Origin of the sequence: Schaalia cardiffensis (assembly GCF_016405145.1) — a bacterium.
Classification (GTDB): domain Bacteria; phylum Actinomycetota; class Actinomycetes; order Actinomycetales; family Actinomycetaceae; genus Pauljensenia; species Pauljensenia cardiffensis.
Map to the genome: position 1 here is coordinate 39,012 of NZ_JAEKIA010000003.1, position 12,337 is coordinate 51,348.

The 12,337-nt window shown below is 61.6% G+C and carries 13 protein-coding genes; 7 read left to right on the forward strand and 6 right to left on the reverse strand.

Going from position 1 to position 12,337, the window contains the following annotated elements; all coding sequences use genetic code 11:
• Nucleotides 1-108 precede the first annotated feature (108 nt).
• Genes JFX23_RS02485 through JFX23_RS02495 form a run of 3 tightly spaced genes read left to right on the forward strand, consistent with a single transcriptional unit; the run spans nt 109 to nt 4,050 of the window.
• A complete protein-coding gene (locus tag JFX23_RS02485; protein ID WP_198775675.1) occupies nt 109-1,509 on the forward strand; it encodes an SLC13 family permease in 1,401 nt (466 codons plus the stop codon).
• A gap of 1 nt (nt 1,510) precedes the next feature.
• Nucleotides 1,511-3,583 (forward strand): sensor histidine kinase, encoded by a 2,073-nt coding sequence (locus tag JFX23_RS02490; RefSeq protein WP_198775576.1) that lies wholly within the window; start codon nt 1,511-1,513, stop codon nt 3,581-3,583.
• Complete coding sequence (locus tag JFX23_RS02495) at nt 3,580-4,050, forward strand: response regulator (RefSeq protein WP_198775577.1); 471 nt, start codon at nt 3,580-3,582, stop codon at nt 4,048-4,050. Before JFX23_RS02490 ends, JFX23_RS02495 begins: the two co-directional genes overlap by 4 nt.
• Before the next feature lie 65 nt (nt 4,051-4,115).
• On the opposite strand, the gene JFX23_RS02500 is transcribed toward JFX23_RS02495, so the two are convergent.
• From JFX23_RS02500 to JFX23_RS02515, 4 genes are all read right to left on the reverse strand, one after another.
• Nucleotides 4,116-4,757 carry a hypothetical protein gene (locus JFX23_RS02500; protein WP_198775578.1) on the reverse strand — a complete coding sequence of 214 codons (642 nt, stop codon included), beginning with the start codon at nt 4,755-4,757 and terminating at the stop codon, nt 4,116-4,118.
• Between the two features lie 95 nt (nt 4,758-4,852).
• Nucleotides 4,853-5,605: an NADPH-dependent oxidoreductase gene (locus JFX23_RS02505; protein ID WP_040313908.1), complete on the reverse strand. Its 753-nt coding sequence runs from the start codon at nt 5,603-5,605 to the stop codon at nt 4,853-4,855.
• A gap of 324 nt (nt 5,606-5,929) precedes the next feature.
• On the reverse strand, nt 5,930-6,580 hold the full coding sequence (locus tag JFX23_RS02510; protein WP_277063345.1) for a rhomboid family intramembrane serine protease: 651 nt from the start codon (nt 6,578-6,580) through the stop codon (nt 5,930-5,932).
• 304 nt (nt 6,581-6,884) lie between these two features.
• The gene (locus tag JFX23_RS02515; protein ID WP_040313587.1) at nt 6,885-7,406 is read right to left on the reverse strand and encodes a peptidylprolyl isomerase; all 522 of its coding nucleotides are present in this window, start codon (nt 7,404-7,406) and stop codon (nt 6,885-6,887) included.
• A 149-nt stretch (nt 7,407-7,555) separates the two neighbouring features.
• Here JFX23_RS02515 and JFX23_RS02520 point away from each other — a divergent pair, with 149 nt between their 5' ends.
• A complete protein-coding gene (locus JFX23_RS02520) occupies nt 7,556-8,161 on the forward strand; it encodes a hypothetical protein (RefSeq protein WP_198775580.1) in 606 nt (201 codons plus the stop codon).
• A gap of 240 nt (nt 8,162-8,401) precedes the next feature.
• Here the strand turns inward: JFX23_RS02520 and JFX23_RS02525 are convergent, their stop codons facing one another.
• Complete coding sequence (locus JFX23_RS02525) at nt 8,402-9,271, reverse strand: HAD family hydrolase (RefSeq protein WP_198775581.1); 870 nt, start codon at nt 9,269-9,271, stop codon at nt 8,402-8,404.
• 658 nt (nt 9,272-9,929) lie between these two features.
• The gene (locus tag JFX23_RS02530) at nt 9,930-10,193 is read right to left on the reverse strand and encodes a cell division protein CrgA (RefSeq protein WP_198775582.1); all 264 of its coding nucleotides are present in this window, start codon (nt 10,191-10,193) and stop codon (nt 9,930-9,932) included.
• A 518-nt stretch (nt 10,194-10,711) separates the two neighbouring features.
• On the opposite strand from JFX23_RS02530, the gene JFX23_RS09300 reads away from it, so the two are divergent.
• From JFX23_RS09300 to JFX23_RS02545, 3 genes are read left to right on the forward strand one after another with little or no spacing between them, the layout of a single operon-like run.
• Nucleotides 10,712-11,353, forward strand: coding sequence for a DUF881 domain-containing protein (locus JFX23_RS09300; RefSeq protein ID WP_276669864.1), 642 nt, complete (start codon nt 10,712-10,714; stop codon nt 11,351-11,353).
• A gap of 1 nt (nt 11,354) precedes the next feature.
• Entirely contained in the window at nt 11,355-12,116 is a 762-nt protein-coding gene (locus JFX23_RS02540; protein WP_198775584.1) for a class E sortase, read from the forward strand.
• Nucleotides 12,117-12,139: 23 nt separating this feature from the next.
• Complete coding sequence (locus JFX23_RS02545) at nt 12,140-12,292, forward strand: hypothetical protein (RefSeq protein ID WP_005962908.1); 153 nt, start codon at nt 12,140-12,142, stop codon at nt 12,290-12,292.
• Nucleotides 12,293-12,337: the final 45 nt, after the last annotated feature.

Sequence of the window (12,337 nt, forward strand, 5' to 3'; positions counted from 1 at the left end):
AGTGACATACCCTGGTGGGCGTCAGTGACAGAAGAGACAACGAGGTCTTGACCAGTGCCCCGCACCAAACGCTCGCACATTCAGGTGAACCCGCGCTCCGCGCAGAACATGACGACTCGTCAGAAGAAGCCGCACGGGCCAAGCCCCGTGAAACTCTTCGGACAGATCGGCGCACTCGGCGCAATCATCATCTTCCTCTTCGTTCAACTCCCCGGCCTGGGAGTCGAAGGTTCGAGGATGTTCGGAATCTTCATTGCCGCGATCCTCCTGTGGGTCACCGAAGCGGTCCCATTGGCCGCAACCGCGACCCTCGTGATCTTCCTCGAAGTTCTCTTCGTTTCCGACCATGCGATCCTCCATGTCGCTGAAGATGCCCCCAAGTACACGAGCTTCTTCGGAGCCCTCGCGAACCCGGTCATCATCTTGTTCCTCGGCGGCTTCATGGTGGCCGATGGTGCAGCGAAGTACAAGGTCGACCGGGCCCTGTCCGCCGTCCTGCTCCGCCCCTTCCTCGGCAAACCCCGATCAACGGTCATGGGAGTCATGCTCATCACCGCTGTCATGAGCATGTTCATGTCGAACACGGCAACAACCGCGACCATGTTCGCCGTCATGATGCCCGTCATCATGGGCCTGCCCGAAGGGCGGGCCCGCACCGGCATCGCCCTGTCGATCCCCGTCGCCGCGAACGTCGGCGGTATGGGCACGCCCGTCGGCACTCCGCCCAACGCGATCGCCCTCGGAGCTTTACAAAGCGCCGGAATCTCCGTCACCTTCCTCGACTGGATGCTCGCCGCCGTACCCCTCATGCTCATCACCCTCGCGATCTCTTGGGGATTCATCGCCTGGCGCTACATCCCCAAGGACGCCGTCTTCAGCATCGACACGAGCGCGAAGTTCGACACGAGCCGCAACGCGAAGATCTTCTACGCGACCGCACTCGTCACGATCCTCCTGTGGATGACCGAGGCCCTCCACGGGGTTTCGGCGAACATCATCGGCTTCCTTCCCGTCGTCGTCCTCATGCTCACGAAAGTCATGAGCGGCGACGACCTGCGCGCCCTCGACTGGCCGGTCCTCTGGCTCGTCGCCGGAGGCATCGCCCTCGGTTCGGGTGTCGGCGCGACCGGCCTCGACAAGTGGCTCCTCGGTTCAATCCAATGGGGCGCGATCCCGACGATCGTCCTCGTCCTCGTTCTCGCCCTCGTCGGCTGGGTGACCTCGAATGTCATCTCCCACTCCGCATCCGCGAACCTCCTCGTCCCCATGGGCATGGGCCTAGCCGCAACGATCTCCACTCCCGCTGCGGAGATCGCGATCGTCCTCGCTCTGGGATGCTCACTCGGCATGTGCCTGCCGATCTCGACCCCGCCGAACGCGATCGCCTACTCGACGGGCACGACCCCGACTCGTGAAATGGTCATCGTCGGCGTCATCGTCGGCATCATCGGCGTCCTGCTCCTCTCCTTCGTCGCACCCCTCACCTGGGGTCCGCTCGGGGTGATCTGAGATGAACGAGGAACGGGGGCTCGCTCCCCCTGAGGATCGGCACGAGCGCGTGTGGGAGAAGACGAATGTCCGCCACGGCGGGCACCGGGTCGGCCACAGCCTCCACATCCTCGTGATGGGAGACGACTCGCGGGGCTTGGCCCGAGCGCTCAGCGAAGACATGGCACTCGCATTCCCGAACCTGTGCCTCGACCGGATCGACGGACCCGAGGACCTCATCCACTACGACTCGACCCTCAAAGCCGACGACCACGTCGTCCTCGGGCTCGTCACCTCCGAGGTTGAAGACATTGACGCCGCCCTCGAACTCGTTGAGGAGCGGCCGATTCTTGCGCCGACGAATTGGCTCGTCGTCACCGATGAAACCACCCACTCCGATCTTGCGCGCTCAACGACCTCCGGTCGGCTCGCCTCCCTCGTGTCGGTCCCCTGGACGGTCGAACTGCTCATCGGCCAGTCCTATTCGGCGATGGTCAACCACCTCAAAGGAGAGGGGCGCACGCCAGAAGAGATCCTCGAACTCATCGGTGAAGCCCCTGCGAACGCCATCCAAGGTCCGATCCTTGAAGGCCTCGATTTGAAGGAAGAACAGGTCGTGCGCCTCCTTTTGGAAGGTGTTGAACGGGTCTTAGGGCATCGCCCTCGACTTGTGATCCCTACGGGCACAGAACTTGCCGTCCAGGGTCAGCCCGTGCGCGCAGTTCACCTCGTTCTCGCTGGCGACGTGTCCTTGCACCGTGACGGGTTGCGAGGAGAGGTCCTCGCGCACCATGCGACATCCGGGCCGTTGATCGGTCTCGTGTCTCTGGCCCGCGGCGAAAACGCGTTCTTCACAGCTGTGACGACCTCGACCGCGAGAGTCGTTCGCCTGACGAACGAACAATTGGAAATCGCGCTGCTCAGAGAGCCCGCGCTCGCAGCGCCCCTGGCGGCCCTCGCCATCCAATCCCTCACTCGCCGACTTATGCGCGCCGAAGACCTCCACTTGGAGAACGCCCTCCTCGCCGCCGATCTTGAAGCGCAACGCACAGCCTTGGAGAAGGCACTCGAGGACCTGCGGGCAACGCGCGAGCAACTCGTCGAGAAAACCCGATTCGCGATGCTCGGCGAACTGTCCGCAGGGATCGCACACGAACTCAACAACCCCGTGACCGCCCTCGCACGCGCAGCTGAACACTTAAGCGAGGACGTAGACAGGGTCCTTGCCGCCGTGGCCTCACTCTCACAGGCCCGCGAGGCCATGCATCGGGCACTCGAATCCTCGCCGCGACCCACCTCCGAGGAGCGCGAACTCGTGAAACTCCTCCTCCCCGAGGTCGGCGGCGACAGGCGCCTGGCCAGGCGGCTCGTCCTCGCGGGAGTCGTTGACCCTGTGCGCGCCCGAAGTTTAGCCCAAGTCGGCGAGTCCACCGTTGAGGTCCTCGAATCGGGGGCGAGGATCGGCTCCTCCCTCCGCTCCGTCCTCGCTGCCGCTGAGCGGGTCATCGACTTGACTCGTTCCCTGAAGGGATATGCGCGTCCAGATGCTGCAGATTTTGAAGCCGTTGACGTGTCCGCAGGTATTGACGATGTTCTGCGCCTGACCGACTACCGGCTCCGCGGGGTCGAGGTCATCCGAGAGGGCGGGCCCCTTCCCCCTGTTCTCGCTCACCCCTCGAAGCTTCAACAAGTGTGGACGAACCTCATTGTGAATGCGGCAGAGGCGATTGAGGACGAATGCGAAGACCTGGAGAAGCGGAGAAAGGCCGGAGAAGAGGCGCTTTTCGCCCGTGGAACCGCCCCCGCGCAGATCCGGATCCTCCTTGAAGACGAAGGGACGTTCATCCGCGTCACCATTGAAGACAATGGCCCGGGAATCGCCCCCGAGATCGTTGAGAAGATCTTCGAACCGCATTTCACGACGAAAGCCGGTCGAGTCCGCTACGGGCTCGGCATGGGAATGTCCATCGTCCACTCGATTATCTCCGACCACGGCGGCCGCCTCACGGTCGAATCCCAACCCGGGAGGACGCGCATGATCGTCCGCCTTCCCGCGATGAAGCACGAGAAAACGCCCAAGGAGGAAACACGATGACCCTTGCGATCCTGTCACTCGAAGACGAGGCGAACGTCCGCGAAGCCCTCGAACGCGACCTCGATGACTTCTGGAGACACGTGCGCCTCGAAGTTGCTGATGATGCTGATGATGCGTGGAGCGCCGTCGAGGACATTGTTGCCGACGGGGATGAGCTCGCCCTCGTCCTCTCTGACCATCGCCTGCCCGGAAAGTCCGGCGTCGACTTCCTCGTAGAGCTTGTGAAGGACCCGCGTTTTTCCTCGACGAGGACGGTACTCGTCACGGGCCAGGCGGACCAGGATGACACGATCCGCGCACTCAACGAGGCGGGACTGGACCATTACATTGCCAAGCCCTGGGACCCGGTGAATCTGCAGGAGGTCGTTCGACACCAGCTCACGGATTTCGTCCTTGAAGCGGGGATCAATCCGCTGCCCTACCTTCCGGTCCTTGACGGTGTGCGTGTCATGGAGGCGATCCGCTAGGCGCGACGCGGAGGCCTTGGGCGCGACGGGTGCGAAGAGCGAGGCGACCCGCCAGGCGGGACACATCACTGTGCGTTTTGATCGAAACAGAAAGCCGGGCCCTCAAAACCAGAAGCACCGAGGATCGCGAAGATCTCATCCATGAGCCTGACCGGGGTCGTCTGACCGGAGGCGACCTCCTCGTGGCGAACTTCGATCGCCGCCATCCCATTGAGATCGTGCACTGGCTCCGTGTCGAAACGCGAACCCAGGAGGATGTTCGCCTCTTCCAGGTCCTCGGGCGAGCCGAAGAACCAGGTTGTTGCCGTGCGCCGACCCTCGACCTCGCCAACCCACATGTGCGTTAAAAGGATGCGCCGGCCTTCGCGGGGGAAAACCGAGCCGACGCGGGAGAATAAGGCGATTGAGCCCGAGCCCGGACCGAGGGAGTCCTCGAGCAGCGCATAAGCGTAGGCGCCGATGCCCCGCAGAGTGAGCGCGTCAGCGAGCCGGCCGAGAACCTCATCACCGAAGGGCTCGTCTTGAAAAAAGATGCCCTCACCGCGAATCGGATCGCCAGAACCGAGGATGGAGATCTCGAATCCGGCGGCGGCGAGTGCCTCGCGCACCGCTTCAACATCGTGCTCGGGGAAGGGATGGAGCACAGCCGCGTTGGAGCTGTGACGCTCGATGAAGACGTAGGTGGGAAAGCCGGGGGAGCGAGGCATGACTCCATCGTAAAGCGATGTCCGTCAAGCGACGCTCCCCGGCCTCGAACTCCGGGGTGTCCCCTGTGAACACCCCGGGCTCATTGAGCTTCACTTCACTCCAATGCGAAACCCTGCTCATTGAGGACCTCAAGGATCGGGGAGACATGAGCGCCGGCCACACCGATCGTGGTGCGCACCAAAGTGGAGAAGGACTCGGTGCGCTTCGAGGTGTCGCGCATGTCGTAGTAGTCGGTGATGATCTCGTCATAGTCGGCGATCAGCTCCGAGTAGGAGTCGACCTTCGGGTAGGAGTTCTCAGCGACGATGACCGACAGCGGCAGACGCGGCTTGAACTGCGGCTCCTGATCCGGGTGCCCCACGAGGAGGCCGAGGACGGGGAAGGTGAGTTCGGGCAGGCCGAGGGCTTCGATTACGGCTCGCGGATCGGCGTGGATGGAGCCGAGATAGCAGGTGCCCAGGCCCATGGACTCTGCGGCGACGACGACGTTCTGCGCGGCGAGGAGCGCGTCATGCAGCGCGGTCAGCAGCAGGTTCGTGCGATGCAGGGGCGCATTGTCGACTCCGCCTTCTTCTCGGATGCGCGAGTTGCGGTACTGGTCGGCCACGAAAACGAGGAGTTCACCGCGGGTGCCGCCCACGTAGGGCTGTCCCGATGCGGCGTGCAGGCGCTCGCGGACGACGGGGTCGGTGACGCGGATGATTGTGGTCTGCTGCAAGAAAGAGGAGGAGGCGGTGTGTCGGGCGACCTCGTAGAGAGTCGTGAGCTCATCTTCGGTGAGGGGCTCATCCGTGAAGGCGCGGATCGTGCGGTGGCCCATCTGGGCTTCGATCGTTGAGTTCTCGATAGGTGCGCTTTCGCGCTTGTTCAGGGAGTTCACGCGTCTTGTCCTTTCCATCGGGCTGGCGCCCGATACGCAGTATGGGAGATGTGATGCGGGGTGTGTGGATGCGGGTGCGGCCACCCCTGGGTAGCTCCATTGTCACCCCCAGCATGGGCCTTTGGGGCCTCTCGGGCGAGATGGCTTCGACACGAAGGGGCTGAGCTCAGAGTCCGTCGTATCCACAAGGAGATGAAGTTATCCCCAGGTGTGTACACACCTGGGGATAAACAACAGACGTGTAATTCACAGCTTTCTCGCGCCATGAAAACCGCCTAAAACAACCGAAAATTAGCTGAGCACACCGAACAGCACCTTGTAGATCAGTGTGATGAATGCACACATGCCAAGGAAAACTGCCCCGGTCATCAACATGGCCTGAGACTCTTGCTCCCTCGCCGTTATCCCCCCTTTCGCCCGACCCTGGCGGATCAAGAGGAAAGCGACGAAAGCACCGACGATCAGGCCGCCAAGGTGGGACTGCCAGGACACATTCGACGCAATGAAGCCATACGCCAGGTTGGCCGCCACGAGCACAAGGACCGCCCTCGTATCCATGCCCGCCTCACGCTGGACAACGAAAAGTGCGCCGAACAGGCCGAACACCGCGCCCGAAGCTCCGACCGTCGCCGTGTAAACCGTGGAGGGCTGGACCAACACCCACATGAGGACGAATGCGGAACCGCCGATCGCAGAGAGCAGATAGATCGCCGCGAAACGCCAATGCCCGAAGATCTTCTCAAGGGGAGAACCCACCCAGTACAGGGCCAACATATTGAGGAGGAGATGGACGATTCCGCTGTGCAAGAAGGCCGTGGTGAGGAAACGCCAGGGCTGAATAGCTGCAAATGCCGGACTGAAGAGAAACAGACGTTCAACACTGGGGAGCATGAAGCCCACGAGCGCGAAGAAGGCGCACAGTCCGATCAGAGTCTTCGTCACGCCAGGAGTGGCCGAAGAGCGCGAAAAGGTCGGCGTACCTGCGCAGTCCACGCACAGGGCACGTACCTCCGTCGGAACCAGGCAGGCCACGCACATCGGTCGATTGCACCTCTTGCAGTAATCGACCGATCTCACGCCGGGATGGCGCGGGCATTGAGGCGCGGAGGAGGGATCGGAACGTTGACCGTACTGGGGTACCGACATGGCGTTCTCCTTGCGGGGAATGATTCGACACAACACATCGACGAGGACGATGCCGGGGCGAGGCGCAGGCCTCGCCCCGTGGATCGCGCTCTGCGAAAGATCACTCGGAGATGGTCACCGATTCGATGACGACATCTTCGACAGGACGATCATTAGCGCCGGTCACAACTGCGGCAATCGTATCGACGACATCCTTCGAAGCCTGGTCGACAACCTTGCCGAAGATCGTGTGCTTGCCGAAAAGCCACTGAGTCGGGGCGACGGTGATGAAAAACTGAGAGCCGTTCGTACCGCGACCCATGCGCTTGCCCGCGTTCGCCATCGCGAGAACATAGGGGGAATCGAAGGTGAGCTCAGGGTGGATCTCATCATCGAACTGGTAGCCGGGGCCACCGGTGCCAGTGCCGAGGGGATCGCCGCCCTGGATCATGAAACCGGAGATCACGCGGTGGAAGATCGTGCCGTCGAAGAGCGGACGGGAGGTCTTCTGACGGGTGTTCGGATCAACCCATTCGCGTTCGCCACGGGCAAGGGTCACGAAATTATGGACCGTCTTGGGAGCGTGGTTCGGGAAAAGTTCGACGAGGATATCGCCCTTATTCGTATGCAGTGTTGCTTCCATGCCTCTCATCGTCCCAGATTCACTCTTATCGGGCACGAGCTCGGCGCACCGAGAGTGCTTCAGTGGGCTGCAGATCACACAGCTTCGTAGCACAATAGGACAAGACGGCGCATCCGCGCCGAACCCCATCTGACGGATTCGGAGACATCATGGCCAATACGCCGAACTTCGATGCGGACAAGCTGCGCACCGAGGCGCTTCAGCTTCGCGACGCCGTTGCCGTTACGGCTGGTCGCATGGCCGTTAAGGCCGCCGACCTCGCTGAGCAGGGAGTCGACTGGGCGGCACCTCGCGCCCAGGCCGCCCTGGAGACCGCGATCGAAAAAGCCACACCCGTCGTCGAGGACGCAAGCGAGCGAGCTCAGGCCGCCGTTGAGCGCGCTCGTCCTGCTCTTGAGCACGCGCGCGCCGAGCTTGTTGACGACTATCTTCCGCGCATCAACCGTGCAGTCCACGAGGGCGCCGAAGCACTCAACACTGAGGGAGCACTCGTTGATCGCGCCCGTCGCGCCACGAAGGTTTCGCAGGCAGCGCTCCTTACCCCGACGAAGGCGCTTCGTCCGAAGAGGCGCTTCCTTCGCGCTATCGGATGGACTGCTCTCGCGGGCACTGTCGCCGGCGTCGGTTATGTCCTGTGGAAGCGCAGTCAGCCGATCGAGGACCCCTGGGCTGAAGAGTACTGGGCCGACCTTGAGACTGATTCCTTCGTCCCAGCTATTGAGGCTGAGGAGATCGGCGACTTCCCCAAGGAGTAGGTCGAGGAGTATCACGACGAGCGTGAATGCTGCGTTTGGTGAGCTCTCCCTCGTGTGAATCGCATCGTGCCCGGGCGTTGAGCCCGCAGACGCTGGAGGCCCTGACGGTTCCGTCAGGGCCTCCAGCATGTGTTCAGCCATGTGAGGTGAAGACCCGATGTGACTCGGAACTCGGGGGAGGCTGCGCTGAAAACCAACGCAGCCTCCCCTCGAATCCTTTAGCCCTGAAGAATCGTCCGCTTAGCCGTTAAGGAGCGTCCGCAGGACCTGGCCGACGCCGTCCTCGTTATTCGAAGGAGCCACGAAACGCGCGGCCTCGATAACATCGGCGTGAGCGTTGGCCATCGCGAAAGACCACTCGGCCTGAGCCAACATTGAAAGATCATTGTGGAAGTCGCCGAAAGCGGCAGTCTGCGCGGGAGAAACGCCGATCGTTTCTTGCAAAGCCCTGAGGGCGCGCCCCTTGTCAACGCCGCGAAGCTGCAGATCCGCCCAGTTCAGACCCGAAATCGCGAACTGGTGAGTATCGGCGAAGAGCCCCAGAGTCTTCTCGGCGATCGGAGTGACTTCCTCAAGGTCGAGGACTGCGAGCTTGATGACATCGTCATCGATAGCGCCCGATTCCATCTTCGCCACGACCTCGTGCTGGTCTGAGACCTTGAGGACCCGGTGATAGTAGGGGTCGACCTGGGAGGTGAATGGCTCATCATGTCGTTCGATGTAGGCGAATTGCTTGCCGCACAAAAGCAGGCCCGCATTGCGCCCAGCCTTGACCTCTGTGCGGACGAGATCGATTGCGCGACTCACGGTCTCATGATCGAGAGGGCTTGAGGAGACCTCAACTCCATCCTTCATGACGATCGCCCCATTCTCGGCGATGACTGTCATTCCGGGGCGGTTCGGGAACATGTCGAGAAGGGTCCACACCTGCCTGCCAGAGGCGGGCGCGAAGACGATGCCCCGCGAGTCGAGTTCATCGAGCAACTCATCGAGCTTGGGTGGGAATCGCTTCTGGTCGTCGAGGAGGGTTCCATCCATGTCGACACCCACGAGCCGAAGCTCGCAAAGCCCGGCGTAGGCGGACAAGTCGCTGGGAAATGGCTCGGTCATGCCGTGATTCTCGCTGATTCTCATATCGTGCGCGCAGCTTTGGCGCTCTAGATGTGCAGTGCCTTTTGAGAGCATCTCGGGCGCTGTGGCAAGGATTGCTGTGACGCCTGAGGTATGCGGCGCCTCTGGTCTCTCCGTCGAAAGAGTACAGGGACCCTTCGTGTGCTGGCATGCACGGAGAAGGCCCCCGCAGGTTCACAGAGAAGAAAAGGGGAAGAAGATGCGAATCGTCGAATGGGTGAAGGTCCGCAGGTCGAAGCTTCAAGGCCCGGAGTGTCCGTGGTGTGAGGAGATCCCGCTCGAAGCGTGCCCATCGTGCAGCTCCAATCCGAAAGGGCTTCACTGTCCAAACTGCTTCCGCTCACTCATCTGCCCGGTCCATCGTCAGTACTGGTGGGTGTGATCCCCAAGGGACTGGGCGAGCATGGTGCCACTCTCCACTGAGTAGTTGGTGATTCGCCTCGTGATCCCCGGCTGTGAAAGGAAGACAGGAACCGAGAGAGACAGGGGAGTGAGGCGAGTATCGGCCCCTCCTGTGGGAATTCTTCAGCGCGGGGCCAGCCGGAGACGAGGATGAGGCGCCCGGGTGTGAAAAGACCCGCCTGCGTAACAATCGCAGGCGGGTCATCGAAATCAATCCGAGAAGCCTAAGGGGCGATCAGCGCCACTTCAGTGTCATGAGGAATCCGACCATCATGATGCCCAGGCCGATCACCATGTTCCACCACGAGATATTCGGGATCGGATAAGCGCCTGAGGAGATGTAGTAGACCATCAGCCACACGAGGCCGAGCAATAGCAATGTCACGAAGGCCGGTGCCCACCAGCGGGGGCTCAGCGGAATGCCTTCGGTCCACGAGTGGATCTCGGTGTCGTCCGAGACCTCACGCCCATCCTTCTTGCGCTTCTTCGACTCGGCCACGTCACTCCTCAATACTCGGGGCGTCCCTGTGATGCGTTGCGGGAACGACACTGCTCGTAGCGTAGTCTTCCCCATAAGACATGTGAAAGCGCGACACGGGAGAGGCCATGAGCGGCGAAGAGCACAGGGATGAAAATCTCCTCGGCTCTCCCGTGCCCTCCGGTGACAAAACCCCTCTCCAAATATCGCCTGAACAGGCTGAACAAGCGGATGCGCAGCATCTCAAGGCTGAAAACGACACCCGGGGAAACGCGGCCGTAGAAGAAACAGCTCGTGGGAAGACCCCCGTCCCAAAGTCGCAAAAGGCTTCTGCTCGCCACAACTCCGCCCCTCACTCATCTTCCCTCGCTCCACACAAGCCCTCCTCGGCTCGCCAGCATGGCGGCGCTCATTCGCGCCCCTCAGCCCGCCACAGCTCCTCTTCTGACGCGCGCACATTCCCTTTTTTCTCCAAGAGGCCCAAGCTTCTCACAAACCTCACCTCCTCTTCGCTGCGAAAAGGGATCTCCGTCCTCGTAGTGACACTCGCATCGGGACTCCTCTTCACGATTTCCGCTTCGCTTGCGAAGACAGCCCCCCACTCCGACTCGGACCTGATCGGCCTCGTGCGAACCTCCCAAGCAGAGGTCGGGGCCCTCGAGGAGCAAGTCCTCGGGCTCAAAGCAGAAATCGATAGCTACACGAAAGCCTCCGAACAGCCAGCAGCCACCGTCCCCGCCCTCGCATCCCAAGCGGTGCGCGGGCCCGGGGTCACGATCACACTGACCGACGCCCCACCCGACTCCCTCTCCAGAGGGGCTGCGCCAAACGACCTCGTCATCCACCAGCAGGACATCGAGGACGTCATGAACGCGCTGTGGAATGGTGGCGCGGAAGCGATGACTGTGCAGGACATCCGAGTAACCGGCAGGACCGTGATCCGCTGCATTGGGAATGTGATCCTCGTGGACGGCGACTCCTTCTCACCCCCGTATGTGATCAAAGCAATCGGTGACCCGGCACAACTGCGCAGGAAGGTTGACGAGAATCCCCGTATCGTCAACTACAAGACCTATGTGACGCTCTACGGCCTCGGTTGGGAAATGACGACCGAGGACGAGCTGCGCCTCCCTGCGGCGAGCGCAGATTCGACGAACTCTTACGCACAGGTGGTGGATTGATATGACGGTACCGCAGCATGTCGCACGGCGGGTGACTCGAGAAAGCTCCTCCCCCTCCATAACGCTCGTGGGAGTACTGGGGGAACTTTTCATCACCGCCGCTCTCGTGCTCGTCGGTTTCGTGTTCTGGCAGCTCTACTGGACGAGCTATCAGGTCGCTGGACCCGTCAATGAAGCGATTCACTCCTACTCTGAGGCGCACGCCCCCGCGACGAGTAACGTCGGTGAGCGTCGCACGAGCGCCCCTCCGGCATTCACACAATCACCGGGAATGAACGAGGTGTACGGACTCGTGCATGTGCCCAGCTGGAATTGGATGCGGATCCCGCTCGCAGAGACGACTTCCCACGCGGTCCTCGACCAGGGATTCGCCGGCCACTACAAGGAAACCGCCCAGCCGGGAGAGATTGGTAATTTCTCCATCGCCGGTCACCGCCGGACCTACGGCAACAACTTCCGCTGGATCGACCGTCTACAGGACGAGGACAAGGTCGTCGTCGAATTGGACAACTACTACATTGTGTACTCCGTGAAATCCCGGGAAATCGTTGAAGCCGATGATGAGACGAATACTCGTGTCATCGCGCCTGTCATTGGGGATGTCTCCTGGACGCAGGCCCCCACACAACGGTGGATGACGATGACGACCTGCCACCCCGAATATGGCAATTCACAGCGCTTCATTGTCCATTTGAGTTTCGAGTCGTGGACCCCGAAGGACACTGGTGTGCCCGCCGAACTCGCCGAAGAGCCGGCCGCCTGATCGCCTAGGAGAGGAATCGAATCGTGTACGCGTGGATCTTCCGCCATCTGCCCGGTCCGAAGTGGCTGAAAGTACTTGAGTCTGCTGCGCTGATTGCGCTGATCGTCTGGGTGCTCTTCACCTATGTGTACCCCTGGGTCCAGCTGTTCTTCGGCCTGGGTGGCGCCGACCTTTGAGTTCCCTCATGAGAGGTACGCTCCTCCTTCGCCCTCGATCCTGAT

Bases quoted from the DNA above. Each gene is read 5' to 3' on its own strand.
- JFX23_RS02515 (WP_040313587.1), bottom strand. From the start codon at position 7,406: ATGGAAGCAACACTGCATACGAATAAGGGCGATATCCTCGTCGAACTT.
- JFX23_RS02490 (WP_198775576.1), top strand. From the start codon at position 1,511: ATGAACGAGGAACGGGGGCTCGCTCCCCCTGAGGATCGGCACGAGCGC.
- JFX23_RS02495 (WP_198775577.1), top strand. From the start codon at position 3,580: ATGACCCTTGCGATCCTGTCACTCGAAGACGAGGCGAACGTCCGCGAA.
- JFX23_RS02485 (WP_198775675.1), top strand. From the start codon at position 109: ATGACGACTCGTCAGAAGAAGCCGCACGGGCCAAGCCCCGTGAAACTC.
- JFX23_RS02540 (WP_198775584.1), top strand. From the start codon at position 11,355: ATGACGGTACCGCAGCATGTCGCACGGCGGGTGACTCGAGAAAGCTCC.
- JFX23_RS02525 (WP_198775581.1), bottom strand. From the start codon at position 9,271: ATGACCGAGCCATTTCCCAGCGACTTGTCCGCCTACGCCGGGCTTTGC.
- JFX23_RS02500 (WP_198775578.1), bottom strand. From the start codon at position 4,757: ATGCCTCGCTCCCCCGGCTTTCCCACCTACGTCTTCATCGAGCGTCAC.
- JFX23_RS02520 (WP_198775580.1), top strand. From the start codon at position 7,556: ATGGCCAATACGCCGAACTTCGATGCGGACAAGCTGCGCACCGAGGCG.